Origin of the sequence: Hypericibacter terrae, from assembly GCF_008728855.1 — a bacterium.
Taxonomy (GTDB): domain Bacteria; phylum Pseudomonadota; class Alphaproteobacteria; order Dongiales; family Dongiaceae; genus Hypericibacter; species Hypericibacter terrae.
The window spans coordinates 3,608,460-3,633,205 of the sequence record NZ_CP042906.1; the positions used below are offsets into that span (position 1 = coordinate 3,608,460).

At 62.6% G+C, this 24,746-nt stretch carries 24 protein-coding genes and 2 pseudogenes; 6 read left to right on the forward strand and 20 right to left on the reverse strand.

The features are described 5' to 3' along the window. Positions 1–5: 5 nt before the first annotated feature. The 6 genes and pseudogenes from FRZ44_RS16400 to FRZ44_RS16425 form a co-directional block, all read right to left on the reverse strand. Entirely contained in the window at positions 6–1,970 is a 1,965-nt protein-coding gene (locus tag FRZ44_RS16400; RefSeq protein ID WP_151178201.1) for a DUF3732 domain-containing protein, read from the reverse strand. Beyond that, complete coding sequence (locus FRZ44_RS16405; protein ID WP_151178202.1) at positions 1,967–2,452, reverse strand: three component ABC system middle component; 486 nt, start codon at positions 2,450–2,452, stop codon at positions 1,967–1,969. Before FRZ44_RS16405 ends, FRZ44_RS16400 begins: the two co-directional genes overlap by 4 nt. Beyond that, positions 2,449–3,666 carry an ABC-three component system protein gene (locus FRZ44_RS16410; protein WP_151178203.1) on the reverse strand — a complete coding sequence of 406 codons (1,218 nt, stop codon included), beginning with the start codon at positions 3,664–3,666 and terminating at the stop codon, positions 2,449–2,451. The genes FRZ44_RS16405 and FRZ44_RS16410 overlap by 4 nt, the downstream gene beginning before the upstream one ends. Positions 3,667–3,839: 173 nt before the next feature. Next, positions 3,840–4,049: pseudogene (locus FRZ44_RS16415) on the reverse strand (GMP synthase (glutamine-hydrolyzing)); the annotation flags it as partial. 22 nt (positions 4,050–4,071) lie between these two features. Continuing rightward, positions 4,072–5,505, reverse strand: coding sequence for a hypothetical protein (locus FRZ44_RS16420; RefSeq protein ID WP_151178205.1), 1,434 nt, complete (start codon positions 5,503–5,505; stop codon positions 4,072–4,074). A gap of 82 nt (positions 5,506–5,587) precedes the next feature. Then, positions 5,588–5,953 (reverse strand): hypothetical protein, encoded by a 366-nt coding sequence (locus tag FRZ44_RS16425; RefSeq protein WP_151178206.1) that lies wholly within the window; start codon positions 5,951–5,953, stop codon positions 5,588–5,590. A gap of 511 nt (positions 5,954–6,464) precedes the next feature. Between FRZ44_RS16425 and FRZ44_RS16430 the strand changes: the two genes are divergently transcribed. Beyond that, complete coding sequence (locus FRZ44_RS16430) at positions 6,465–8,216, forward strand: reverse transcriptase family protein (RefSeq protein WP_151178207.1); 1,752 nt, start codon at positions 6,465–6,467, stop codon at positions 8,214–8,216. Positions 8,217–8,235: 19 nt separating this feature from the next. Here the strand turns inward: FRZ44_RS16430 and FRZ44_RS16435 are convergent. From FRZ44_RS16435 to FRZ44_RS16465, 7 genes and pseudogenes are all read right to left on the reverse strand, one after another. Further along, positions 8,236–8,406: pseudogene (locus tag FRZ44_RS16435) on the reverse strand (glutamine-hydrolyzing GMP synthase); the annotation flags it as partial. 54 nt (positions 8,407–8,460) lie between these two features. Continuing rightward, positions 8,461–8,982 (reverse strand): hypothetical protein, encoded by a 522-nt coding sequence (locus FRZ44_RS16440; RefSeq protein ID WP_151178208.1) that lies wholly within the window; start codon positions 8,980–8,982, stop codon positions 8,461–8,463. 411 nt (positions 8,983–9,393) lie between these two features. Then, a complete protein-coding gene (locus tag FRZ44_RS16445; protein ID WP_151178209.1) occupies positions 9,394–9,783 on the reverse strand; it encodes a cupin domain-containing protein in 390 nt (129 codons plus the stop codon). Positions 9,784–9,819: 36 nt separating this feature from the next. Further along, positions 9,820–10,575, reverse strand: a complete 756-nt coding sequence (locus FRZ44_RS16450; RefSeq protein ID WP_151178210.1) for an SDR family oxidoreductase — start codon at positions 10,573–10,575, stop codon at positions 9,820–9,822. Positions 10,576–11,281: 706 nt separating this feature from the next. Beyond that, the gene (locus tag FRZ44_RS16455; RefSeq protein ID WP_191908133.1) at positions 11,282–12,067 is read right to left on the reverse strand and encodes an ATP-binding cassette domain-containing protein; all 786 of its coding nucleotides are present in this window, start codon (positions 12,065–12,067) and stop codon (positions 11,282–11,284) included. Between the two features lie 113 nt (positions 12,068–12,180). Beyond that, positions 12,181–13,224, reverse strand: coding sequence for an ABC transporter permease (locus FRZ44_RS16460; protein WP_151178212.1), 1,044 nt, complete (start codon positions 13,222–13,224; stop codon positions 12,181–12,183). Positions 13,225–13,234: 10 nt separating this feature from the next. After that, on the reverse strand, positions 13,235–14,338 hold the full coding sequence (locus tag FRZ44_RS16465) for a sugar ABC transporter substrate-binding protein (RefSeq protein WP_151178213.1): 1,104 nt from the start codon (positions 14,336–14,338) through the stop codon (positions 13,235–13,237). A 398-nt stretch (positions 14,339–14,736) separates the two neighbouring features. On the opposite strand from FRZ44_RS16465, the gene FRZ44_RS16470 reads away from it, so the two are divergent. Further along, positions 14,737–15,372, forward strand: a complete 636-nt coding sequence (locus FRZ44_RS16470) for a DNA-3-methyladenine glycosylase (RefSeq protein ID WP_151178214.1) — start codon at positions 14,737–14,739, stop codon at positions 15,370–15,372. A gap of 47 nt (positions 15,373–15,419) precedes the next feature. Continuing rightward, the gene (locus FRZ44_RS16475; protein WP_151178215.1) at positions 15,420–16,073 is read left to right on the forward strand and encodes a glutathione S-transferase family protein; all 654 of its coding nucleotides are present in this window, start codon (positions 15,420–15,422) and stop codon (positions 16,071–16,073) included. Between the two features lie 68 nt (positions 16,074–16,141). Here the strand turns inward: FRZ44_RS16475 and FRZ44_RS16480 are convergent, their stop codons facing one another. The 7 genes from FRZ44_RS16480 to FRZ44_RS16515 form a co-directional block, all read right to left on the reverse strand. Beyond that, on the reverse strand, positions 16,142–16,795 hold the full coding sequence (locus FRZ44_RS16480; RefSeq protein WP_151178216.1) for an HD domain-containing protein: 654 nt from the start codon (positions 16,793–16,795) through the stop codon (positions 16,142–16,144). A 74-nt stretch (positions 16,796–16,869) separates the two neighbouring features. Further along, the gene (locus FRZ44_RS16485; protein WP_225308295.1) at positions 16,870–18,009 is read right to left on the reverse strand and encodes an NADP-dependent oxidoreductase; all 1,140 of its coding nucleotides are present in this window, start codon (positions 18,007–18,009) and stop codon (positions 16,870–16,872) included. Positions 18,010–18,189: 180 nt separating this feature from the next. Next, positions 18,190–19,164: a GlxA family transcriptional regulator gene (locus tag FRZ44_RS16490; RefSeq protein WP_151178217.1), complete on the reverse strand. Its 975-nt coding sequence runs from the start codon at positions 19,162–19,164 to the stop codon at positions 18,190–18,192. 301 nt (positions 19,165–19,465) lie between these two features. Then, entirely contained in the window at positions 19,466–19,810 is a 345-nt protein-coding gene (locus FRZ44_RS16500) for a hypothetical protein (protein ID WP_151178218.1), read from the reverse strand. Positions 19,811–19,894: 84 nt separating this feature from the next. Next, positions 19,895–21,700 (reverse strand): SWIM zinc finger family protein, encoded by a 1,806-nt coding sequence (locus tag FRZ44_RS16505; RefSeq protein WP_225308296.1) that lies wholly within the window; start codon positions 21,698–21,700, stop codon positions 19,895–19,897. Further along, the gene (locus FRZ44_RS16510) at positions 21,595–22,005 is read right to left on the reverse strand and encodes a DUF3024 domain-containing protein (RefSeq protein WP_151178219.1); all 411 of its coding nucleotides are present in this window, start codon (positions 22,003–22,005) and stop codon (positions 21,595–21,597) included. Before FRZ44_RS16510 ends, FRZ44_RS16505 begins: the two co-directional genes overlap by 106 nt. Before the next feature lie 8 nt (positions 22,006–22,013). Further along, positions 22,014–22,352: a hypothetical protein gene (locus FRZ44_RS16515; RefSeq protein WP_151178220.1), complete on the reverse strand. Its 339-nt coding sequence runs from the start codon at positions 22,350–22,352 to the stop codon at positions 22,014–22,016. Between the two features lie 610 nt (positions 22,353–22,962). Here FRZ44_RS16515 and FRZ44_RS16520 point away from each other — a divergent pair. Genes FRZ44_RS16520 through sdhD form a run of 3 tightly spaced genes read left to right on the forward strand, consistent with a single transcriptional unit; the run spans position 22,963 to position 24,610 of the window. Beyond that, positions 22,963–23,802 carry a succinate dehydrogenase iron-sulfur subunit gene (locus FRZ44_RS16520; protein WP_151178221.1) on the forward strand — a complete coding sequence of 280 codons (840 nt, stop codon included), beginning with the start codon at positions 22,963–22,965 and terminating at the stop codon, positions 23,800–23,802. Between the two features lie 2 nt (positions 23,803–23,804). Beyond that, entirely contained in the window at positions 23,805–24,224 is a 420-nt protein-coding gene (gene sdhC, locus FRZ44_RS16525) for a succinate dehydrogenase, cytochrome b556 subunit (RefSeq protein WP_151178222.1), read from the forward strand. Beyond that, a complete protein-coding gene (gene sdhD, locus FRZ44_RS16530; protein WP_151178223.1) occupies positions 24,224–24,610 on the forward strand; it encodes a succinate dehydrogenase, hydrophobic membrane anchor protein in 387 nt (128 codons plus the stop codon). Before sdhC ends, sdhD begins: the two co-directional genes overlap by 1 nt. The last annotated feature ends 136 nt before the right edge of the window (positions 24,611–24,746 follow it).

A 24,746-nucleotide genomic window follows, 5' to 3' on the forward strand; every position in this document is an offset into this window, starting at 1 on the left:
GCAGATTACTCGTCACCTCGCACCGGCCAGTCGAGCGGTATTAGCGCGCGGCCTGACGCCCGCGTCCAACGCTCGCACGTCGCGGCTACGTAGCGCGGGTCGTCTGCGAAATAGGCGTGCTCGATTAAAAGTACCTGCAATCCGGTTTGTTGGGCCACTTCTGTAAATAGGAAATCGATGTGTCGGCGCATAGCCTGAACGTCCTCGTCCTCCTCGCCGCCGACGATCTCGGCCTCATCCACATCTTCCTCTGCACGGGTCGGGAAGAACGGGCGGCTGATTTGGTCGAGCACCAGAACGCCCGGAACAGGCGCGTTCACCGACTCGAAGTAGTGCTGCAACGCGAACGATAGCGCGATGTGGATGGCTAGGTAGTTCTGGTCCGATCCCACGTCAGGCATCCGGAGAACCGCACCGCTCTCCGCTTCGATGACGGCCACTTCCGGTTCTCGCGAAGAAAATTCGAGCTCCGAGCCAACGCAGGGCGCCACGGTAGGGAGCCTCGCAAGCGCTTCGGACGCGAACTGTGAGATTTTTCGTTCGGCCCGCTGCAGCTTAATCTTCTTGGCCTCTCGATCGACGCGGGCCTCGAGTTCCGCGATTTCGGCCCGAAGGACGTTGAGGTCGCGAGCGACCTGTCGCGGTTCGTCCATGTTCGACTCGAGGAAGAAGGAGATGCGGCCCAGCAGGTGCGCCCGAAGCTGTGCGAGGTCAGCCAGCCGCCGCGTCTCCTCTGTCTGCCGAAGCCATGTCTGGATCTGGTCGTCCACCCGCCGGAGCTCGAAGTTCAGGCTTCGGATCTGTTCGTCCAACGCCTGGTCGTGCTCGACCAGCCGCGGCATGACGCGCTCGACGGCGGCGCTCTCCGCTCGCACCTTCGTCAAGGTGGCCTGGAGGGCCTGCGCCGTCGCGCGACCGCGCTCGGAGGGCGCCTGGCACACAGGACAGATATCTGCGGCTTCGTGGAGCCGCAGGTGCTCGGCCAGCATCAGTTTCTCGCGCTGGCGGACGACAGCTCCCTCAAACCCCGTCGCCTCGCGGAGGGCGGTCCGCGTCGCGCGCGATTGCCGCCGGGATGCTTCCAGCTGCGACAGAATCTCCCGACGGCGGTCGTGAAGCGCTCCAAGCTCGCCCTCGGTCGGATAGGCATTGGCCTCCAACTGCGTGTTCGCGACCGCCTGCAGTTGGGCCAACAACTCGCCCTCGCTGGCACCGGATGATGGCGCGGTCGCGATGCCGATTCGATGCGCCTCCGCCAGCAGGCTGGTGGCCCGCTGCTTCAGCGCACTCTCGGCCGCAGCACGCGAACGTGCCTTTGCCTCCTCCCGGTCGAGCGCACGCAGCAACTGCCGAAGCTGCCGCTCGTCGATCGCGCTCGCCTCGTCAGTTGCGCGCAGGAAGTACGGTATAGCAGCGACGATATCGCGCGCCTTTTCCGCCTTCTCGAGGCCGTGAAGTAGCACTGACTCGCTGTCGATCACCTCCTTGGTGATGAACAAATACGGCGTGACGTGACGAACCGTGGCGCGCCCGCGATCACTGATCCCCGGCTCCATCTCGTCACCGAGGTCACCGATGCCGAACGCCCGCTCGATGAAAGCTTTGGCGGCGTCGAGCGTCGTCGCACCATCGAACGCTTCTAGGCTCGCTGGCAGCGGAAGGTTGCGGCCTGCAGCAGCGAACATGCGCGTGCTAGTCGCTTGCCCTACCGGCGGGATGACGCGGCCGACAATCATCTCCGCTTCACCGGAAACCCACTTCACGCCGACGGCGACGCTGCGCCGACGGACGTGGACCGGCAGCTCGCACTTGCTGGAACCGAGGCAATAGTCGATGGCCTTTATTAAGGCCGACTTTCCCGTGCCGGACGCGCCGGTAATGATGTTTACCGCTCCAGGCTCAAGCGTAACGTCGCGGCGTTGACCGGAGACGCCGACGAAGAAGATGTTGGCGATGTTCCAGCGTGTCATACCGTGAGTCCCATCATATCAAAGACCCCGCGCGTGGAGCCGGTCATCGCGAACCAGTAGCCGAGCCGTTCGGCGTGTTTGATCGCCTGCGCTGGCTCCTCGCTAAGCGCGTTCCTCGCACTTTTCTTAAATTTCCTGGGTCCCAGCCGCAGGCGTCCTCCGTCACCGAACTCCACGACCCGGGTGAAGCAAGCAAAGCGGATCGCCTCAGTGACGATCTCCATCGTTGCGTTGCCTCGTGCCGCCAATCCCACCTGCACGCGTGGGTTGCGCTCCAGCCACTCCAGAAGCCCCGTACTTTTGTTGGTCCCCCTGAATGCGATAGCGAGATCGCCCGACAAAGCGAGCGGCAGCGCCAAATAAATGAGCGGCACCTCCGGTCCGCCCTCGTTCACCGACAGATAGGCGGTGGTAAAGGCTACTAGTGCGTAAGTGCAGTAGGCGGGGTTCGTCTCGGAGAAGACGTCGTGCGCGACCTTCATTTGTCGCCTATTAGCAAGTCGGCGAATTCAGGGTGCCAGCCGACCTTGAGGTTGATGGCGAGGACCTGGTAGCTGCCCCGCACATAATAGGGCGCGGTCCAGCCCTCGGCGATCGCGCGCACCACCATGGGGGCTTGTTCGTGCGTCCAGCGCAGAAGTTTCAGGCCCGACTCGCACTTCTTCTTATCTTCCACTGCGGCGCATTCTTCCACCATCTGCGTGTGGTGATCGGACCAGTGCTCTTGCAACACGATGTCATAGTCATTGATCATCGCCGCCATCGCCGGGTTTGCGTTCAGCCACCGCGAACGCTGTTCCCGCGCCTTCCATTCCTCGCGGATTGCCTTCGACAGGTCAGACTTTTTGCCCTCCACCAGACGAATCTGACGGGCGAGCATACCATCGGGCTGATAGTCCTCGGGCGGCGAGGCAGTTTCGAATTCGGGAAGGAGCTTGCTCTCTTCCAGATCGCCGACAATGGACATGATCTGCGCCTGAAGCTCACCGCGCGTCACCGACCGTTCGCGCTTGCCGCAGAGGGAATAGACGATCTGCCGGTCCCACCACTCAATCAAGCGCTTGGCGACAAACGGTCGCTGTTCGACTGGAAGGAGCTTAAGATGGCCGGAGACTCGTCCCTCGATTTCATCAATAGTCGGACTGTTTTGCTGAATGAGGGCGCGGCGGATGAGGTTCAGGCGCTCGGTTTCCGACAGGGTTAGGAAAGTCTCGCACCCGTCCGCGCGATCTGCATAGGGCGGCGTCGTCTTCTTAGCTTTCGCCTCAGCGCGGGCATCGACCACCCGCTGCGCTTCCTCGACCATGGCCTCCACAAGGACAGTCCGATCCGTGTCCAGATTAGTGAGAGCCTGCAGGGGGCTGTCCATCGGGATGCCCCCGACCGCGACCAGGTGCAGCGTCGTGTCCGCGAGCGTCAGGGTCGGCAAGATATCCGCCCAGACTTTGACAGTTCGCCAGAGCGCCCGGGCCTTCAGCGTAATCGGTGGCGGCGTAGCGCTAATCGAATGCTTTAACTGATAAAGCAAGGTATGGCCATCCGCACTCAGTTCGACATCGTCGAGCCGCTCCACCGCGACGGCGGCGTTGTCCGCGCTCTGAGCGACCAGGGTCTCGAGCGCGAAGAACGCTTGGTAGTAAAAGCCCAGCGCAGCGGCATCGGCCCCGTGCGTTTTGCCTTGCTGTTCCTCGTCCATCCCGCTTAATCCATCCCACTCGCGGTTCGATTGTGGTTGACTTGAAACACAACCGCAATAGCTCAGCGCCCAACGCCGTTGACGAAGGATATAAAATCATCCGCGAAACCGCCAATAACCGTCTATTTTTCCTACACTATTCTCCTCCCAAGCCCTCCACGAACATCTTACCCTCACGCCCACCCGATCGTCCCGGGCGGCTTCGATGTCACGTCGTAAACCACGCGATTGATCCCCCATACCTCGTTGACGATGCGCGTCAAGACGCGGCCGAGGAAGTCCATCGGGAAGGGGAAGAAGTCGCCGGTTATGCCGTCGGTCGAGTTGACGGCTCTTAGGGCGCTGACACGGCTATAAATGTTGGCGTCGCCCATTACGCCGAGATGATCCACGGAGCTGGTCGCCTTAGCTCGCTGCGATAGGCTCTCGCAGGAGGTGCTCGAAGCGGCTTGCCCACTCTGGGTTGAGCCGGTTCAAAGAGACCTGGGTTCTGACGCTGCGAAGAAATTCGACAAACCTTGCGTCCTCACCGTTGCGCAAAATATCGGCACGGCGCAGCGACTGACGCGGGCGCTTCTCCGACGCAGCCAGATCACAAATGTCGCGGACCGCGCTCGCAAATCCGTACAGCACTCCGTCATTGTCATCACTTGGAGTCCAACCGAAGCTGCGCTCGACCATGTAGGTTGCCTCGGGGTAACCCAGGTGCGCAGATGCAACGATGAGGTTACCTGCCACCATGCCCAGTTTCTCAACGAGATCCGCAGTGACCGGCGCCTTTCCCAAGGAGCCTTGCAAAGCCAGCTCGATACTGCCTCTCACCATGATTCCTGATCGAAGGCCGATCTGCTCCAGTCGGCCATCATCAATTAGAGTCTCGAAGTGTTTCAATGTCTCTTCGGGCAACGTCGACCAATAGTGCAGAATGTTCACGGGCACTGGCACAGAACCGTCCTTCAAGCCGCGCACGAGACGGAGGAACAAAAACTGGCGGGCGATCAAACTCGTATTCTCCAGAGGGATAGCGGCGCGCTTCTCGCCACGGGGGAGACGCGGCAATAGACGACGCAGAACCATTAGCATCTCTGTATTCTCAAGTACGGCGAGGAATATTCCGAAGAGGATCTCAACCCGAATGCCTGCTGCGATCGATGCGGCGCTCGACATAATGACGCCGAGGGCATCGGACTGAACCTCCTTGATCTGCTGACCCCGCATGCCTGGCATCAAGCGGGCGAGTTTCGTCCCCTGGACGGCATAGCCGGCGGCCGTGCCGTCACTGTCGAACTTTTGGACGATTTCCGGCCCGAGGAAGCGCTCACGCGCAATCTGACCGCTCTTATCGAGATGGCTTTCATCATAACGGGCGACAACCCAGTCGAAGAGAGCCACAACACCAGCATTTCCAACCTGCTGCAGTAGATGGCCGAGTTCATGGCCGATGATGAAGCTGAGCAGCACGTTGGCTTCCATGAGCTCCAGCAACACCGGGTCGACTGCCTTGGGTCGCAGGATGATCGAACCACTCTCGCAATACCGACAATATTCCCGCAGCCGCGCGTTGGCGCGTTCGCTCAAAGCCGCAGCCAACAGCAAATCGCCGTCGTCGTAGAGAGCCTCTGCTCCACGGATCATAAATTCCGCGTAGCTGAATATCGGCATCTCCGCCCAAAGACCTCGAGCCATTAGGAAAGAAAGCGCATTAGCCTGCTCGACGTCGACAAAGGCAATATGCGTGCCGTTGCGACCGAGAACAACGCTTGACCACTGCATTGTGCTGACCGGTATGATATGTGCAAATGGCCGCGCCGCCGGGTAATGCTCCTCGAGCAGTCTCAACGCATCCCGGACCGACCTTCGATCTTTCGTCTGGACCCGAAACGCCCGCGTGCGGCCGAACCGTGCCTTGATCGCTACCCAGTCAACCCGCGGAACCATCTGAGCCGGGCCGGTTTCGCGCATCGATGATTTCAAGAATTTCTTTTATCTTCGATGGCCGAAGGTTCTTGATTCTGATTTTCTCGCCACCTCGGTCATATTCGAGTTCGCCACGTGCAGCAACGATATAACCGAGCGCAGCAGTCACTAGGGGCACAATCAGCGGCGTAACTTGGACGACCCATTGAACCAGCGTCGCGCCATCGAAGTTCTCGACCTCAACTGCGTCCTGAAGATCCGCATCGGGGGGCAACGCGTCAGCGAGGCGCAAATCCTTCCAATGCTGCTGAAATCCATGGGCATCCTTCGTAGGAATGCTGATCGACAAAGCTCCGAGGCTGTCCGTCATTTTTTGGGCCTCCAGTTGGTGGGACCTATAAAAAGCCGTTTATAAGGAGCGCATGAAGCGGCCAGCCGCGTGAGCGGGACGAAAGGCGCCCACCCAACCTACCCTCTTGCCCTCTTGTTCCCCTACTCCCGCACGGTTCTTCCGGGCGCCTTCGACATCACGTCACAGACCACGCGGTTGATCCCTGCACCTCGTTGACGATGCGAGTCGAGACGCGGCCGAGGGACGGGGATTGAATCTGCCGCCAACGGTTGCGAATACTGTGATATTTTCTCTTAAAGTCAAGATGACAATGAACATTCTCTCGCACTCGACTGCAACGGTCGGAGACGACGATACAAATCAATATCGCGGCTTGACGGTGCTTAAGGCCTTGCCAAAGAATAGAAGTTGGCGCAGTTTGGCCAGCGGAGCAGCATAACTACAAGGTTCAAGGTGCGAGTCGCACCTGCTGTTCGCAGCACCACTTGCTACGTGTGCTATGCTGCTCCACCTCTCCACAGAGCTGAACATGTCGTTCAAATATGATCTCACTCAGCTGCAGAATAGAGAGCAGCTGATCAACTTCCTTGGGTTAAGCAAGGACGTTTTTGAAGACGTTTTGGATTTTGATCCCACCGGAAGTAATTTCAGCCAATTCTCCGAAAAAGAGAGCTCTCTGATTGAGTTGCCGCTTTTTTTCAGACATGAAATTCCGAAGAAAAACCGGCAGCGAGGATATAGAACAGTCTGGGAACCAACCTTTTTAAAGAGCCCCTATAAGGCTCTCGCCCGCAGGCTGAATAACTTCTTCGCACACAAGCTGGAGGGCTTTCCCCATGCGCAAACCTATGGATATATCAGCGGGCGGAACATCAGGGAAAATGCACAGAATCACTGCGGCCACACGCATCTTGTTTCAATTGATCTAGAAGACTTCTTCCCATCGATCAAAGCTTCTCGTATTGCAACGTTCCTGCGAACAACTGGTATCACGCCGACTGTCGCGGATTTGGTCAGCCGTTTCGTCACAATTGAAGGATCGCTTCCGCTTGGGCTGCCGACCAGTCCGACCATTGCCAACGCCATCTGCCTCCCAATGGATATTGAATTAGAAGCGCTTGCGCAGAAGCTCGGGGCGACGTTTTCCCGATATGCCGACGATATAAGTTTCTCTAGCGACGGTACATTTCCATCCCTAAGAGAACTGATGGCTTGTATCCGGCAGCATAATTTTGAGATTGCAGAAGCGAAAACTCGAACATCGAAGTTGGGTCAAGCTCATTATGTGACGGGATTAAGCGTTAGTGATCCCGCTCAGCCTCACGTTCCACGGAAAAAGAAGCGCCGCTTGCGGCAGGAACTTTATTATGCTGATAAATACGGGCTGGATGATCATCTCCATCACGTCGGGCTCGGCAACTCTCGCTTTGCTCAGCAAGAAATAAACCGACTAGATGGACTCGTGAAGTTCACTGCTCATCATGAGCCCCGGCTTTCCGCTCATTTGAAGACGACATGGGCCAAAATTCTTCAGACAAGCGGCCATCGCCCAAGCTTTGCACCGAAAAATCAGCATAGACTCCCATTTTACATCTATATCGATGAGGCTGAATACGCTCGACCAAGTGGTGATCGCCTATTGGCTCTAGCAATGGCGGTGAGTCAGCACCAAGAGCAAATCAATAGAGCGACGCAAGATTTACTGGAGACCACTCTCTCTGATGTTTGGGCTGCCGGCAATCTTGACGCAATCGCAAAGAAGGGAGTGCATTTTTCCGATGCCACAGAGGATATGCGGTTGGCCTATATCGATCGGATGCGTTTGCTGCCCTTTGAAGGCTATGTCGCCATGGCGCGATTACCCAGCGCAGCTGACTATGAGGTTGTGTATCTTCGATTGCTTAATGCCATGATCAAGCGCCGCTTGATGGCCGCAGAGAGCCAGTTCGCTAACTTGGTGTTCGAGGAGAATAGCAAGGTAAGGCAGGAGGCGATCCGTAAGACAGTTACGGATACTTACGATGCTCTCAGGGAGTCGAACAACCGACATCCAGAGTATTGCAGCGTTGAATTTGCCGGAAAGCCTAACTTCGGCTTGAGTATCCCCGATTTCTTACTCGGAGTGCTTGGAAAATATCTCACCGTTGGACCACAGCAGGATGGCAAGCCAGCTGCGCGCTATGTACTGTTGTTTGAGCGCCTTCGGGACAAATATCGGTTGATATTGGATGTCGACAACTGGGTAGAGTATACGCGGCGGCGTCCGATCATTCCTTGGTGAGCAGATCCGCGATCTACCAACGCGACCGCAGTAGCACTGCGAATGCCTGCCAGATCGCGCCATAGAGATTGGCGTTCTCGATCTCCTTCAGATAGATCGCATCGGCTTTTCTGAGGATGTCGAGCTTCTCTTTGTCGATGTCGCCCAGCACGCAGATGGCGAGGCCCGGTCCCGGGAAGGGATGGCGGCGCAGCCTGCGCTTGACGGCACCGTTGCGCCGCACTCCTGCTGGCCCTTCGGCGGTTCAATGCGCGATGGCCGCGCGGAACGTCACGTCGAATTCATAGGTGTTGCCGAAGAACTCCTCCTCCGCCGCGCTCTTGTAGCTGCCTTCCACGGTCTTGTCGTCGAGGACCTTCTTCGTGAAGACGTCGGCGCTGGAGAGGCCGCTGGGCATCGGGCCGTCGAAGCCGTCATGGCGCCAGGCGGTCGAGACCGGCGTGCCCGTCGCGTCGATGGTGATCTCGAAGGCGTGGAGCTTGCCCTCCTTGGCCAGGCCGATGCGGACGAACTCGTCCGTCAGCGCCTCGCCCTCCAGCGGCACGTCGCTCACGATCACCTGGGTGTCCTTGGTGTTCGCGTCGAAGAAGCCCGGCACCTGCCGCGCATAGGCATAGGCGACCTTCACGGTCTTGCCGTTCACCGTGAGCGTGCCCTCGGCCTTGCCGTCGGCCGGGTCGGCCTTGCCGTCCGTTGCCGAGAGCGAGGTCGCGATCAGGCTGAAGGCGGCGAGCGCCAGGGTGGCCCTGCGCGTCAATCGAAACATGGGTGAAGCTCCTGGGGAAACGAATGGGGGCGACGAATTGGTATCAGCTTCGGGCCGATTCGTCGCGACTTCATTCCGATCCGCCCGCTCCCGCTCTGCGGGTGGAAAGGAAAGAATAGAGAGCGATCGCGTGTTGCCGCCGTTGCTTTCCTCCCTCCCCCACCTTCATGGGGGAGAGACCAGGGTGAGGGGGCGGCCGCAGAGAAGATCGTGCTCTCGACATCGCGCCGGGTATCCGCGGCCCCCTCACCCTCCCCTCTCCCCCCGCTCTGCGGGCGGAGAGGAAAGAATAGACAGCGATCGCGTTCCGCCGCCGCCAGGATGCTCCTCGGCCCCCCAAGCGCCGGGACCTGCTGGCGGATACGCCGATCCGCCCGCCTTGTCGATCCGCCCGCCTTGTCGATCCGACAGTCACGGCACGGGCAGGACTGCCGGGGCGCCCTTGTTCTTGATCAGGACGACCAGGAATTTCGCCGGCTCGGTGCTGCTGGCGTTCCGGTCGACGAGATGAACATCGTCGGGGCCTTCATAAAAGGTCTGTCCCGCCGTCAGCGTCACCTGCTCTCCGCCCTTCAGCTGCATCACGACAGAGCCCTCCAGGACGTAGACGAACGCCTGTGCATCGTGCCGGTGGATCGCGCTCGACCCGCCGGGCACATGCTCGACCGTCAGCATCACGACTTCCTTGCCGGGATCCGCGGCAAGATCTTTCAACATGAGCGGCGTGACCACAGGCTCCTGGGCCATCGCCCTGCCGGTCATCAGGCATAGCAGAGCCAACGCAACGAGTCTGGCCGTCATCGTCTCTCCTCCTGGCTTCGGTTGGCGGATGCGGGATCAGGCCTTCTTCTGCGAGCGGCGGAACCATTCGTCGAAACCGATGCGGCCGAGGCGCGCCTCGCCCAACGGCACCAGCGAGCGCTCCTCGACCCGGCCGCCGAAATAGCGGGCCTCGGGGTCGCGCACGACCTCGCGCGGGTCGCCGACCGCCTTCAGAAAGCGGGCGACGACCTCGTCGAACGGCGCCCGCTCCGGGCCGGCGATCTCGACGATCCCGTTTCGCGGCGCCGCGAGCGCCACATCGGCAACGGCGGCCGCGACGTCGTCCGACGCGATGGGCTGGAACAGGCCCGGCGACACCCTGATCTTGTTTCCGACTGCGGCGGAATCGGCGATGCCGCGGAGGAATTCCATGAACTGGGTCGAGCGGATGATGGTGTAGGGGATGCCGGAGGCCTCGATCAGTTTCTCCTGGGCGACCTTGGCGCGGAAATAGCCGTTGTCGGGCATCCGGTCGGTGCCGACGATGGAGAGCGCGACATGGTGCCGGACGCCCGCCGCGGCCTCCGCCGCGTGAAGGTTGCGGCCCGAGGTCCGGAAGAACTCCAGCACCGCCTTGTCTTCGAACGAGGGCGAATTGGCGAGGTCGATCACCACCTGCGCGCCGGCGATGGCTTCCTTCAGCCCCTCGCCGGTGATGGTGTTGACGCCGGTGTTGGGCGAGGCGGCGACGGCCTCGTGGCCGCGCTGGCGCAGAATCGCGACGGTCTTCGTGCCGATCAGGCCGGTGCCGCCGATGATGAGGATCTTCATGGGTTACCCTCCTTGATGATTGGAGACCCGGCGACGGGTTCGAAGGCAAGTGAGGAGAGCCCGCGAGCCTAATGCAAAATTCGCGAGGGGACAAACCGCGCGGCGACCTTGCCCGACAAAATCCTCGTCACCCGGCGGCATTTGAAACCGGGACGTCGCCATTCTGCCAGGAGTCTGCAACAGCCGTGAAATCCGCGGGGGATGATGGCCGCGCCTGTGAAGAAATCGGCGAAGCTCAAGCAATTTCTCGCCCCCTCCCCTTGCGGGAGGGGGTAGATCAAAAACCTTCTCGCCCCCTCCCCTTGCGGGAGGGGGTAGGGGGAGGGGTGCTACAGGCGCGATGATGACACTGTTGCGGTCAACGACCACTCTGAAGCCAGCAGGTTTAGAAGTGGCGCCAAACGAATGAGCGCGGAGCAAATCGGCCTTGCTGTTCTGCGGAGGTCGCGCGCGGCATCACCCCTCCCCCTACCCCCTCCCGCAAGGGGAGGGGGCGTGGAGTGTTCTATCACCGTCCCTTCACGCTCCTGCGCGCTCGGTGATGCTCGGAAAATTCCTCGCCCGTCCCCTTGCGCGAGGGGGCGTGGAGAGTTCTGTTACCGCCCGCCCTTCACGCTTCTGCGCGCTCGGTGATGCTCAGAAAATTCCTCGCCCCCTCCCCTTGCGGGAGGGGGTAGGGGGAGGGGGCTTGATGAGTTGTGTTCCATCACCGCCCGCCCTTCACGCTCTTGCGCGCGTTGCGGTGCTGGCGCACCACGAGGTCGGTCAGTTCCTGGACGGAAGTCTCGGCGGTGGGCTTGTCGAAGACGATGGCGCCGCCCTCGACCAGGTTGATCCGGTCGCAGACGTCGAAGATCTGGGCGTAGTTGTGGGCGATGATGACGATGCCCATCTCGCCGCCTTCCTTCAGCTGCTGGATCACGTCGAGGATCAGCGCCGATTCCTTGGCGCCCATCGCCGCCGTCGGCTCATCGAGCAGCAGGACCCTGGCCTTCTGATAGACCGAGCGGGCGACCGCGATCGCCTGGCGCTGGCCGCCCGACAGCCGCGACACCGGCACGTCCACCGAGGGGATGGCGACGCCCATGCGCTCCAGATGCTCGATCGCCACGCGCCGCATGGTCGCGTCGTCGAGGATGCCGAGCGGACCGCCGAACACGACCTCGCGCTGGAGGAACATGTTGCGATAGACGTTCAGCTCGTTGATCAGGGCCAGATCCTGGTAGACCGCCTCGATGCCCAGGCTGCGGGCATGCGCCACCGAGCGCAAGCTGGCGGGCGCGCCCTCCAGATAGAGCTGGCCGGCCGAGGGCTGGTGGTAGCCGGTGAGGATCTTCACCAGCGTGGACTTGCCGGCGCCGTTGTCGCCCAGCAGCCCCAGCACCTCGCCGCGGCACAGCCGCAGATTGATGTCGCGCAGCGCCGTGACCTGGCCGAAGCGCTTGGCCAAATGCTCGGCGCGCAGCAGCTCGCCCGAAACCGCCGGTTCCATCATCCGCCTCCCTGGAGCGTTTTCCGGCGAAGTGGACGCCGGTTCGCCGTAGAAAATGCGACAAAACAAAGGACTCTAGAGCGTTTCCCGAGCACACTTGATCGGGAAACGCTCTAGTCTCGAAGCCGGCTGAGATGGATGTTGACCGCCATCGTCACCAGGATCGCCGCACCGAGGATCATGTCGAAGGTGAAAGCGCTGACGCCCAGGAGCGTGAAGCCGTCCTTCAGGATCGCCAGCACCAGCGCGCCGAGGAAGGCGCCGACCACGGTGCCGAGCCCGCCGGTCAGGAGCGTGCCGCCGATGACCGCCGAGGCGATCGCCGCAAACATGATCTCGCTGCCGCCGGCCAGCGGGTCGATCGAGCCGATGCGGAAGGCGTCGAGGATACCGGCGAAGCCGGCGAGCGCGCTGCAGAGGATGAAATTGCCGGTCTTGACGACCTTGAGCTTGATGCCAACCTCGGCGGCACCCGTCGGGTTGCCGCCGGTGGCGACCGTGTGCAGCCCCCAGCGCGTCTTGTGCAGCACGAACTGCAGGCCGAGCGCGATCGCCACCGCCCAGGCCAGCTCCACCCAGGCATTGCCGCCGAAGATCCGGATGAACAGCGCGCCGGCCTGCGGCTGCACCGGATAGCCGCCCGAGATGGTCAGGGTGAAGCCGTTGATCAGGAACAGCATGCCGAGCGTGGTGACGAAGGAGGGCAGCCGCAGGAGCGTGGTGACGACCCCGTTGGCAGCACCCACCAGCGCCGCCGCCGCGAGCCCCGCGATCACCGCGAGCCAGGCCGGCGCGCCGGCGCCACCGGCGAAATACATGACGAACGGCGCCAGCGCATAGACCATGCCCACGGACAGATCGAGCTCGCCGCAGACCAGCACCAGCACCAGGCCGGCGGCGATGATGGCCGTGGTGGCGGTGAACTGGATCAGGTTCTCGATGTTCGCCAGCGACAGGAAGGCCGCGCTGGAAGACTGGAAATAGGCCACCAGCAGCAGGCCGGCGATGACGATGCCGGCCTCGCGGTAGCGGAAGACGGCCGCCGCGATCCGGCTCCAGCCCGGACGCGGCGAGGCGGCGCCTGCCCCTGCCGCGGATGCAGCAGGGGGCAGGCTGTCGCCGGTACGCGAGGGACCGGCGCGGCCGTCCTCGTTCATCGGCGGGTCCTCAGCCGATCGGGCCGGAGCGCTCGATCAGCATGGGTTTCTCCGAATTGCCCTCATAGCGGCTCTGCGTCTTCAGGTAGGGCTGGACGCCGTCCTTGGTGATGAATTTGAGGCCGGTGTTGATGTCGGCCGGGCCGCTCAGGCCGCCCGACATCTGGAACAGGAACATCTCCATGACCGTGTAGAAGCCCTGCAGATAGGGCTGCTGGTCGATGGTGAAGTCGAGATGGCCGTTGGCGATGGCGTCGAGCGTCTCGGGCAGGAGATCGAAGCCGCCGGCGCGCACGCCCTTGGCGTGCAGCCCGTATTTCTCCATCGCCTTGCCGACCGCCATGGTGCTGCCGGCGTCGACCGCGAACATGCCCTTCACATTGTTGTGCCCGACATAATAGGCGTCGACGCGGGACACCTCCTCGTTGACCGTCGGTCCGCTGGCGATCTGGGTGAGGGTGATGCTTTTCCCTGAGGCCTTGATCGCGTCGGCGGCGCCGTCGAGGCGCGGCTGGATGTTGAGCTGCCCGGGCGTGGCGATGAAGCCCACGACCTCGCCCTCGTCCACCAGGCTGACGATGCGCTCGCCGAGCGCCTGGCCGGCGAGATAGAGGTCCTGGCCGATATAGGCGAGCCGGTCGTTGCCCTTGGCATCGGCATTGTAGGCGAAGACCGGGATGCCGGCCTCGTGCGCCTTCTTCACCGGATCGTTGAAGGCGTGCAGGTCGACCAGGCAGACCGCGATGCCGTCGACCTTGGCGGCGATGGCCGTGTTCATGGCGTTGACCATCTCGGCGGCGACGGACTTCTGCGAGCCCGTCCACTGGTAGGAGCAGCCGAGCAGCGCGCAGGCGTCGGCGATGCCGTACTGGGTGGGGACGAAGAACGGGTTGGTCGTGACGTGATTGACGAAGGCGAACTTCCACGGCTTGTGCTCGGGAAAGGCGCCTGCCGTGCCGGCTGCCGCCGCCGATTTCGGAAAGGCGCCCAGCGCCGCCAGCGAGGCCGCACCACCGGCGCCCAGCGCCACCTGCAGCAGCCGGCGCCGCGTGGCCGTCAGATCAAGCTCGTTGTTGGAGTCTTCACGATGGGCGTCTTCACGATCCCTGCTCATGGTCGATCTCCCTAGGTTTTTGATTGGTTCTTCTGCTCTTTCTCGTCGGACGGCCGGTAACGGCGACGAGGGAAGGAGGCCGCGAAGCCCTGCCGGCACGACCGGGGTTCCGCGGAAGGCGCTGTCGATGAACGCAGCGCGACGAGTGAACTTTGTCGGAAACGGCAGAACAGCGATCTCGACATGGTGACGGGAAAGCCTTCCCCCAGCGGTAGAGTCTGTCGCCTGGGATTATCCTTCTACGGGCGCCGCCGCAACGCAACCCCCAGCGGGATGACGCTTTGGTAGGGGTTGCTTTTTGCCGTGGCCTGGAGTTGAACGATCCCCGGCGCTTCCCGAGTGAACGGAGTACAATCCGCGCAATTCGACAGCATGACCAGTTGATGCCGGGACCACCCATGAGTCGAGCGGATGCCTCGAAACCTCGCCGCCGCAAGGATGCCCATGAGCCGATCGCCCGCTCGGACCTGCCGGCCGACACGATCTCCCTCGCCCGCTATCTCATCGGCAAGCGAGTGGTGCGGAAGCTCCCTGAAGGCGTCGCCGGCGGCCGTATTGTCGAGACCGAGGCCTATGTCATCGGCGACGCCGCGGGGCACGCCTATCGGGGGATGACGCCGCGCAACCGGTCGCTGTTTCTCGAGCCTGGGCACGCCTATGTTTATGTCGCCTATGGCATTTCAAACATGCTGAACGTCTCGAGCGAGGGGCCCGGGATCGGCGCCGGCGTGCTGATCCGGGCGCTCGAACCGCTCGACGGCATCCCGATCATGCAGCGGAACCGCGGCATCGAGCGCTTGCGCGACCTGGCGCGAGGACCCGGAAGGCTCACCGCCGCGTTGCAGATCGATCTCCGGCTCGACGGGCTCGATCTTTGCCGAAAAGGCCCGCTCTGGCTCGGACGCGACGACCAGGAGCCCGGCGAAATCGGGCGGAGCGTCAGGATCGGCATTTCGAAGGAGGCGGACCGCCGCCTGCGGTTCTATCTTCGGGGCAGCCCGTTCGTCAGCGGTCCAAGATCGCTCAATGAATAAGAGACAGCCGGAGCACGTCAAACAGGGTGCCCCAGAGGAGCCTCACGATGACCATCGTCATTACCGCTTTCGAACGGTCACCCGATGGCGGCAAGGGGCTGGCGCGCGACACGCGCGTTCGCTGGGCGCTCGAGGAAGTGGGTCAGCCCTACGAAGTTCGCCCGGTTTCGTTCCCTGCGCTGAAGGAACCCGCGCATCTGGCCCTTCATCCTTTCGGCCAGATACCGACCTATGAGGAAGGCGATCTGGCGCTGTTCGAGACAGGATCGATCGTCCTCCATATCGCCGAGCGCCATGCGGGGCTGCTGCCGAAGGATGCCAAGGCCCGGGCGCGCGCGATCACCTGGATGTTTGCCGCGCTCAACACGGTGGAGCCGCCGATCCTCGAGCTCGTCACCGCCAGGCTTCTGGAGAGCGACAAGCCCTGGAGCCAGGAGCGCCTCCCTCTGGTCCAAGATCGCATCCGCGACCGGTTGAAGCCACTTTCCGCCCGCCTCGGCAGTGCCGACTGGCTCGAGGGCGGGTTCAGCGCGGGCGACCTGATGATGGTGTCGGTGCTGCTCAGGCTGAAGCCATCGGGCCTTCTGGACGAATATCCGAACCTGGCCGCCTATGTCGCCCGCGGCGAAGCGCGGCCCGCCTACAAGCGGGCTTTCGCCGCGCAATCGGCGACTAACGCCGGCAAGTCACCGACCGGCTGATGATGCCGCGCATCTCGTTGACGACGAGCGTCGAGGGACAGGACATGCCCTTGTCTTGATGTCGAGCCTCAGGCTGCGGAATCCGGGAAGGGAGAGGCCGCGATCAAGTCGCAGGCGTTGGGGCTCTTGAACCCCGGGATGAAACGCTCGCAGACACCGGCGTTGACGGTGCCGTAGGTGGTCGCGGGCTTGTGCGAAAATCCGGCGAAATACTCCTGAATGAAGCGTTTCTTGAAGTTGGTACGCGGGTATCGGGCGACGATCTCCTCGCGCAGCGCCGCGGGAAATTGATCGAACCCCACCCCCAGCACATCGAGAAGAACACCCGAATTGAGGAGCGCCACCTCGGGGCGCATATAGCGCGGGATGCCGGGGGTGGTATGCAGCGCGATCGCTTCCCAGACGGTCTGCACCTGGTCCTCGGCAATGTTGTGGGCGGTGAGGAACTGCCGGGCGGCATTCGCGCCGTCAACCTCGAAGCGTTCGGCCTGGCTCGAGAAATCCTTGATAAGTCCAAGATCGTGAAATGCGGCGGCCACATAGAGGAGCTCGGGGTCGAAGCGCAGTTTCCTCTCGCGACCCTGCTCGGCCGCGAACAGATAGACGCGGATCGAGTGATTGAAGAGCAGATCGGTAGAATGCCTGCGCAGGATCTCCGTGGCCTCTTTTGCGAGCAAGCTATCGGGAATGACGGGAGCAGAGACGAGATTGGCCGCGGCCATTGTCGATTCCTTCGAAGGTCAGCTATAGAGCTCGGCGATGCGTCCGGCAACGCGAGCCTAACTGGGGTGATCGATCAACTTTCTCGAACGGCAAGCACGATCTTTCCTTTCGGCAGAGGCCGCACGCGTTCCAGCATGAAATGAGCCGCGCGTGCATCCGCGAGGGGCAGGACTGCCCCCACCTTTGTTCTTAGTTTTCCATCGTCGATGAGGCGGGCGATCTCCGCGAGATACGGACTCGTTACGTTGACCAAAAAGAAGGCGGATTCGACGCCATGGCTTTCGGCAAGATGCTGATCCGGACGGGACACTGCCGAAATCAGCTTGCCGCCTCGACGAAGGACCCGAAACGACCGGTTCTGTGTTTCGCCGCCGACCAGATCGATGACAGCGTCCGCGTCCCGAACTTCTTCCTCGAAGCGCCGGGTCCGGTAGTCGATCACCGTGTCTGCGCCAAGACCGCGCACGAGGGGAATATCGTCCACGGCGACGGTCGCGATCGTTCGCACACCCGCGCGACGGGCCAGCTGAACCGCATAGGCTCCGACGTTTCCCGCCGCTCCGTGAATAACCGCTGTTTGACCCGCTTTGAGCTGAGCGTGATCAAACAGCGCCTGCCAGGCCGTCACGGAAATGACGGGAACGGAGGCCGCTTCAACAAAGGTCAGCGAGGTTGGCTTGAGCGAGACCATCGCTGCGGAAGCCAGCGCATACTCGGCGTAGGCCCCGATGAACTGCGGATTCGTGACACCATAGACCTGATCGCCCACCTGCAGCCCGGAAACCCCTGGCCCCATGGCGACGATTTCACCAGACAGATCCGAGCCCAACGTGAGAGGGAGCGGTTGCGGCAGAGCGCTTCTTCCGGCCCTGATCCAGCCATCCCATGGACCGACCCCGGCGGCTTCGACTTTGACCAGGATCTCGCCAGGGCCAGGCTCGGGCCGAGGGACTCGCTCGAAACTCATGACCTCCGGCGGTCCAAACTCATGCACGCGCCAAGCCATCATTGTTGAATGAGTTCGCCCCTCACTGACCTCGGGAACGATGCTGCTGGCGGCCATCTGATCCTCCACAACATTCAGCTTGGCGCGCTCCGTGGCGGCGGCACCGCGCTCGCCGGCGACCTCGTCACGACTGTTCGGGGCATCTCCCGCGAGCCGGAATTTCTCGATCGCGTTCACTTCGGTGAACGGCGGCAGCGGAGGGCGCATGGATCGTTTCTCCAGAGCGGTTCGTCGGATGGGCTTGTCCGTATTTCGCAATTGACCCCTGCGGCGGACAAGGAACGCGATCCTGCAGATCAGGACAGCCCTACGTCGTTTCCCGACAATGGCCTGTCGGAGCCCTCGTCGCAGCAGAGGACGGCGGTTTCGTCGCCGGACGGTCCCGATCTAGGCCGGTTCCGCCCGCCGGAAGCTGGCGCGATACTGGGCCGGTGTCACGCGGAGACGCGTGCTGAATACGATTCTCATCCGGTCCGCCGACCCGAAGCCGCAATCGAAGGCGACGGCCTTCAGCGGCCGGTCGCTTCCTTCCAGCATCATGCGCGCGGCGTCGACGCGCGCGCGCTCGATGAATTCGTGTGGCGTGATCCCGGTCTCCCGCACGAAATGCCGTGCCAAATTCCGGGTGCTCATGCCGACGGCGGCGGCGAGCGAGTCCAAGGTATGACGGCCCGCGATGTCGGCCATGACGTGGTCCTGGATGCGTGCGATCGGCGCCCCCGGATCGGAAGGTGCCGTGAGATAGGGGCTGAACTGCGACTGTCCGCCTTGGCGCTGGGCAACAACAACCAGCCGCTTGGCGACCTTGAGCGCCGTTTCCGCGCCGTGCCGCTGCCGGACCAGCGCCAAGCCCAGATCTATCCCCGCCGTCACACCGGCCGAGGTGATCAGCTGTCCATCACGAACATAGATCAAATCCGGTTCGACTTTTGCCTTCGGGAACCGGGCCGCCAGCGCCTGTGCATCCTGCCAATGGGTCGTGACCCGCCGGTCGTCCAGGAGGCCGGCATAGCCAAGTACAAAAGCCCCGGTGCAGATCGATCCATAGACGCTCGAGCGCCGCGGCAACTCTTTGGCCCACTGAACGAAGTACGGTGCGGGCTCCGCTTCCGGTGGCGTCGGCGCGCCGGCGACCAGAACGATGTCGAAGCTGCCCGCCGCCTCCTCGAAGGTCAGGTCGGCCACCAGCCCTATGCCGTTCGAGGCGCGCAGCGGATTGCGGTGAGCCGCGACCAACACCGTTTCGTAGCGGTCCGCGCTGTCGAGAAAGCTATTCGCCTCGCTGAACACGTCCAGCGGCCCGGCCACATCCAGGGCCTGGACCCCCTCATGGACGACGATCGCGACAGTTTGTACCGGCACCTCTTACCGCCTCTCGAGCTTGGCGCCCATGTTATGCGGGCGGCCCGCACGCCATAAAAGGCCTCGACTGCGCAAGGAGCCAAGCTCCCCGGACCGGCGCCCGTCTTGATCGATCTTGCGCCATTGAGAAAACCGCCACCGAAACCACGCTAGGACCGCCGATTGCCCCGTCACTCCCACTCGATCGTTGCCGGCGGCCTCGAGGTCACGTCACAGCCCACCCGGTCGATGCCGAGCGCGTTGTTCCTAAGGACCTTCCGGTGCCGAATTCAGCCTGCGCGGCCGCAAGGACAGGTCTTCCTCAGGATGTCGGCCTATCGGCGAGCGCCCGCGCGATGATCGCGTCGAGATGGGCGCACGCGCAAACGAGCGCCCGGAAGCCGCAGGTGGTTTCGTCGAAGGCCAACGACAGCTCGGTTCCGGCCAGGATCACCGCGTCGGCGCCTTGATCCCGCACGAGGCGCTGGGCGGGAGCGCCCGCCTGCACGCGGCCCAGCACATAGCTGAGATCGGCATGCGAGATCGAGAGACGCAAGGGGACGCCGCGCTCGGCGAACGCTTGCGTCAACCGTTCGTAATAGTGAATCGTCGCGCCGGGACCGAGGCCTCCAATCAGACCGATGGTCCGGCCGCTCTCGCCTTTCATCGTGACGCCCTTCTCCGAACACCCTTCCCCTCACTCCCCCTCGATCGTCCATGGCGGGGCGACCTTCGAGGGAGGCCCGCCCGATCAGGGCGTCAGCAATTTCATGAGATTGCGTTTGCGGCGGTGGCGGTCCTTGATATCCGCGACGTAAGTGGCCTGTTCGGTTGCGTCGCGCAGCTTGGCCATGCGCGCCACCAGCTTCACGGCCTCCTCATAGTGCCCGCCATTGACGAGCTCCTCCACCCGCGCGGCATAGACGCCGAGCGCCTCGCGCGGATGACTTTTCTGGCTCGCATCGGCGAGGTGTTCCTGCGCTCTCATCGAGGCGCCGTGCTTCCGAACCGCGGCCCATGCGCGGTCGAACGCCTTCTCCTGGATGAAAATCGCGATCAGCACCTCTTGCGGCCCATTCAAGCTCCAGCGATCCCCCGCGCCGCGTTTTCCAGAGGCGGATCGCGCCTCGAGAAAGCCGATCGCCCGCTCGCGCGCACCCGGCCCGGCCAGCTTGGCAAGCCGCTGATACAGATCGAGGCTCGGGCGCTTCTCGAACAGCCGCCACAGATGCGCGGCCGCCTCCACCTTGCGGCCCTTTCGGGACAGAAGGTCGGCGACGAGCAGCGTCAGGCCATTGTCGGGCCCTTCATCCTCGAAGATCCACAGACCCTCCTCCGCCCGGCGCAGCGCCTCGTCCTCCCGGCCCTGGTCGAGGCAGAACTGCGCAAGCTGCCCGTAGCGCCATGGCGAGGAAAGGTCCCTGGCGCGCAGCGCGATACGGGCGTCGATATCGCCCTCGCGCTCGGCGAAGAAATCCAGGATCGCCATCAGTCGGTCCGGTTCCCATTCGTCGTCGTCCGTCGTGGGTTTCTTCCTGCCCGTCCGCGCCGGCAGCTTGCGCCATGCGGCCTCGGCCAGGCGCCGATATTCGGCAAGCCCCTGCTCCCCGAGCACGCCTTCATAGAGTCCGGCGGCGCCATAGAACATGTCAAAGGCATCGTGGGTTTCGCGGCCGAACAGATAGCGCGCAAGCGCCACGGGTTCGGGCGGCGCCGCGGCGCAGGCGGCCAGATGGATGTCTCGCGTCCGCGACAGCAGCGCTCCGCCATGCCCGTCGGAATCGTCGATCGACTCCATCGCTTTCTCGATTCTTTCCATGGCGTGGTCGGCGAGCGCGCGCACGCGCTCCGCCTGCGGGCCTGAGGCCATGTCCGCAAGGATATCAAGCGCCTCGTCCACGCCCTCGGCCCAGCGCGACACATCGGCATATTCGATGAAGCCCCGTATGCGCGTGGCGGCGTCGATCGCCTTGCGCAGCCGCGCCTCGAGCGCCTTGTCGTCCGCATGAACGAGGGAAGCCGCAAGATCGAGCTTGCGGAACAGTGCCGGATCCCGCTCGGCCATATCCACGATCAGATCGACCAGCGCGTCGACGCTCCTGGTCTTCAAATGCGCCCGGATACGCCCCAGCGAATCCGGACCGTCCGCCTGCCCGCTTGCGGCGGCCTCGTTTGCCGCCAGGGCGGTCGCGACCATATGCTTGCAGAAGCCGGAGTCCTCGAAGGCCCGGCAGCTGCAGGAGCCGTCGATGGCACGGCCTCGCCCGGAAAGCGTCACGCGATAGTCTTCGGTGCCGGCCACCTGCGCCAGCACCCGATCGGCCGCGAGCGACAGGATGGTGACCTTGCCGCCGCGGTGATAGGCCTCGCCGCGGGCGAAAGTCCGGTCGCCCGTCAGCGCCGCCAGCTCGCCGGGGTCGAATCTCGGCGCGCCCTTCTTCGTCTTATTCGTCATGAGATTGGCCAGAGCAGCTCGTCGGTCCGGACCCGCTCCAGCGCCTCCTCGAGCGTCAGGGCCGCGTGGAGGAGAAACCACCGCCCGGTATGGCGGCGCCACATCACGTCGAAACGGGTTTCCGTCAGGCAATCCTCACGATGATCGAGGCGCGTGAAGGCCTCGTCGAACTCCTCGCCGAGATTGTCGGCGAAGCCGGACCGGAAACGTTCGATGAAACTGTATTGGCCGCCCCGCCATTTGCCGAAGATGTCGACGGGATAGTTGAACTCTGTTACCCGGATCTGCGGCAGAAAACGCGGCTTGAACTCTTCTCGAACGAAGCGCTCGCATCGTTCGGCGATGGCGGCCTTTTCCTCGTCGCGGAGCGCCCTCGCCCACACCCGTTCCGTGCCTTGCCGCGCCATCCCCGTTCCTAGCTCTCTTTCATCCGCTCCAGCAAATGACGAATGATCGCCAGCTTGTCATCGGACAATCCGGCGAGCCGCCCCTCGTCCAGATAGCCCTCGCCGATGAGCCGGGCAAAGACAAAGAGCAGCTGCGAATAGCGATAGTCGAACAGCTCATCGAGGGTCCGGCGCTGCCGCCGCAGATCGTCCTCGATCGCCCATATGTCCGACAGCGTCGCCACCGCGGCCGCCTTTGCCTTGAATTCGGCGACGATACCGGCTTTCGCAGCCTCGAGCGCGGCGTCATAGGCGCGCCGCGCAATCTTCTTCTCGGAGCCGGACCATTTGAGGTTGTGCGGGCCCAGGACTCACCTCACTGAGCGGCCTATGGCAGGTCGAAGACCGTGAAACATCCCATCCGCCCCTCACTCCCACTCATCCATTTTAAGTCATGCTAACACGTTGAATTTACGGCATAACGCTTTTTTGATCGCGCCTCACGATCCGAACTGCGAACCGACAAAATTTTTCGACGCTGATTTTCAACAAGAAATCTCGCGATTCCGATTCCACGACATTCAGCGACTATCGACATCAATTGGTCGAATTTTCCGCTGATCGCCGCGGCTGATCGATAGCCAGCAACCACAAAAAAGGCCGTCACGAGACTACCGAACACCCGAGCGCGTGACCAGACCTGCGCTCGTCAGCAATGTCATTCCGGCCCGCAGCGACGAGTGTTCACACTTCGATTTCCTTGTTCCTCGCCGCAACCAAGCTACGGTCTCGCCTGGCGCAAGTCCGACCGTCGCGAGCCGGCAGCAGCCGAACCGTTAGATCTGAGCGTATCCGTATACTCCCTGCTTGCGACGTGCGCGATCCGGTCTTTTCATGTAGCGTAAGCTTCTCCGCCCATCGCTATCTGCGTTGGCGCGATGTCTAGCCGTGCGATTGCCGTCGAGGCTGGAGAAGAACATGATCATTGACTCCTCCGATGAAGTATCCCGATTCGTCTGGCTCAAGCGCTTTCCCTTTCCGCGCAACTTCAATGTCACGCCGGAATCGCGCATCGAGCCAGGACACACATGGCCAGCGCCCGCCGGCGCGACACGGACGAAAGCGTTCGACATCTATCGCTACGATCCCGATTCCGGCGGCAATCCTCGCCTCGACAGGTTTTATGTTGACCTCGACGATTGCGGGCCGATGGTTCTCGATGCGCTGATCTGGATCAAGAACAAGGTGGATTCGACGCTCGCCTTCCGCCGCTCATGCCGCGAAGGTGTGTGCGGCTCCTGCTCCATGACCATGGACGGCACCAACTGGCTGGCCTGCACGCGTTTCAGCTCGGACATGGCGACCCCGGCGACGATTTACCCGCTCGCCAATATGAGAGTCGTCAAAGACCTCGTTCCCGACCAGACCCACGTCTTCGCGCAATACGCGGCGATCCAGCCTTGGCTCCGCTCTAAAACGCCCGAGCCCGAGAAGGAGCGACTTCAGTCTGTCGAGGAGCGCGGCCGGATCGACGGCTATTACGAATGTATCCTCTGCTTCTGCTGCACCTCGGGATGTCCGAGCCACTGGTGGAACGGCGATCGTTTTCTTGGACCAGCGGTACTTCTTCAGGCGTGGCGCTGGCTGACCGACAGCCGCGACGAGGCAAAGGAAGAGCGGCTCGATAATCTCGAAGACCCATTCCGGCTGTATCGGTGCCACACCATCCTCAACTGCACCCGGACCTGTCCGAAGGGATTGAACCCCGGCAAGGCCATCGCCGAGATCAAAAAGATGATCGTCGAGCGCGAGAGCTGACCATGGACATCAAGACGATCGCGCCTGCAACGCCGCAGCGTCGCCCGCTGTCACCCAACATTCAGCATTACCGGCCACAACTGACATCAGTTCTGTCGATCGCGAATCGCATCACCGGGGTCATCCTGAGCGTCGGCGCCGTTGGCCTAGTGATCTGGTTGAGTGCCGCTGCCGCCGGGGCTGAGCCCTACGCCGCCGTCCAGCAAGCGATCGGCTCGTGGATCGGCCGCTTCGTGTTGTTCGGCTGCACCTTCGCCTTCTTCCTGCACCTATGCGGCGGCATACGTCATCTCGTGTGGGACACCGTGCACGGCTTCGAGCTGCGTTCGATTTATATCTCGGGATGGTCGGTGGTGGCGGCGAGCATCGCGCTCACCGTGGCGGCCTGGGCGGCTGGTCTTTGCGTCGGCGGGGGGCTCTGATGAATCGCTCCTCCTTCCGCTCTCCGCTAGGACGCGCCATCGGGCTGGGCTCGGCGAAAAGCGGCTCGCAACACTGGCTGGTACAACGGGTAACCGCGGTCGCGTTGGTGCCGCTGACACTGTGGTTCGTGGCGTCCATCATCGCCCATGCCGGTAGCGATTACACGACCTTCATCGCCTGGCTGAGGACACCGTTCGCTGCAGGGGGCATGATCCTGTTGCTGATCGCTCTCTTTCATCACGCCGCGCTCGGCCTGCAGGTAGTGATCGAGGATTATGTTCACTCGGGCGCCAGATTTGCGGCGGTGATCGCGATCCAGCTTTGCTGCTACGGTCTCGCCGTGACTGGGATCGTCGCGACGCTGCGTATCGCGTTCGGCGGTTGAGTAGAGGCGGCGGCGATCGCGTGATTCCGGCTGCGGAGTTGCGGCCGGATAGAGGATCGTGCCGTCGCAGCCCACGGCGGCGCCCGGTGTCAGGCTGGCCCCGTCGACATGCGATGGTCCCGTGATGTGCATCACA

Coding starts and splice junctions, on each gene's coding strand:
- FRZ44_RS16400 (WP_151178201.1), bottom strand. CDS start 1,970: ATGACACGCTGGAACATCGCCAACATCTTCTTCGTCGGCGTCTCCGGT.
- FRZ44_RS16405 (WP_151178202.1), bottom strand. CDS start 2,452: ATGAAGGTCGCGCACGACGTCTTCTCCGAGACGAACCCCGCCTACTGC.
- FRZ44_RS16410 (WP_151178203.1), bottom strand. CDS start 3,666: ATGGACGAGGAACAGCAAGGCAAAACGCACGGGGCCGATGCCGCTGCG.
- FRZ44_RS16425 (WP_151178206.1), bottom strand. CDS start 5,953: ATGACGGACAGCCTCGGAGCTTTGTCGATCAGCATTCCTACGAAGGAT.
- FRZ44_RS16430 (WP_151178207.1), top strand. CDS start 6,465: ATGTCGTTCAAATATGATCTCACTCAGCTGCAGAATAGAGAGCAGCTG.
- FRZ44_RS16440 (WP_151178208.1), bottom strand. CDS start 8,982: ATGTTTCGATTGACGCGCAGGGCCACCCTGGCGCTCGCCGCCTTCAGC.
- FRZ44_RS16445 (WP_151178209.1), bottom strand. CDS start 9,783: ATGACGGCCAGACTCGTTGCGTTGGCTCTGCTATGCCTGATGACCGGC.
- FRZ44_RS16450 (WP_151178210.1), bottom strand. CDS start 10,575: ATGAAGATCCTCATCATCGGCGGCACCGGCCTGATCGGCACGAAGACC.
- FRZ44_RS16455 (WP_191908133.1), bottom strand. CDS start 12,067: ATGGAACCGGCGGTTTCGGGCGAGCTGCTGCGCGCCGAGCATTTGGCC.
- FRZ44_RS16460 (WP_151178212.1), bottom strand. CDS start 13,224: ATGAACGAGGACGGCCGCGCCGGTCCCTCGCGTACCGGCGACAGCCTG.
- FRZ44_RS16465 (WP_151178213.1), bottom strand. CDS start 14,338: ATGAGCAGGGATCGTGAAGACGCCCATCGTGAAGACTCCAACAACGAG.
- FRZ44_RS16470 (WP_151178214.1), top strand. CDS start 14,737: ATGAGTCGAGCGGATGCCTCGAAACCTCGCCGCCGCAAGGATGCCCAT.
- FRZ44_RS16475 (WP_151178215.1), top strand. CDS start 15,420: ATGACCATCGTCATTACCGCTTTCGAACGGTCACCCGATGGCGGCAAG.
- FRZ44_RS16480 (WP_151178216.1), bottom strand. CDS start 16,795: ATGGCCGCGGCCAATCTCGTCTCTGCTCCCGTCATTCCCGATAGCTTG.
- FRZ44_RS16485 (WP_225308295.1), bottom strand. CDS start 18,009: ATGCGCCCTCCGCTGCCGCCGTTCACCGAAGTGAACGCGATCGAGAAA.
- FRZ44_RS16500 (WP_151178218.1), bottom strand. CDS start 19,810: ATGAAAGGCGAGAGCGGCCGGACCATCGGTCTGATTGGAGGCCTCGGT.
- FRZ44_RS16510 (WP_151178219.1), bottom strand. CDS start 22,005: ATGGCGCGGCAAGGCACGGAACGGGTGTGGGCGAGGGCGCTCCGCGAC.
- FRZ44_RS16520 (WP_151178221.1), top strand. CDS start 22,963: ATGATCATTGACTCCTCCGATGAAGTATCCCGATTCGTCTGGCTCAAG.
- sdhC (WP_151178222.1), top strand. CDS start 23,805: ATGGACATCAAGACGATCGCGCCTGCAACGCCGCAGCGTCGCCCGCTG.
- sdhD (WP_151178223.1), top strand. CDS start 24,224: ATGAATCGCTCCTCCTTCCGCTCTCCGCTAGGACGCGCCATCGGGCTG.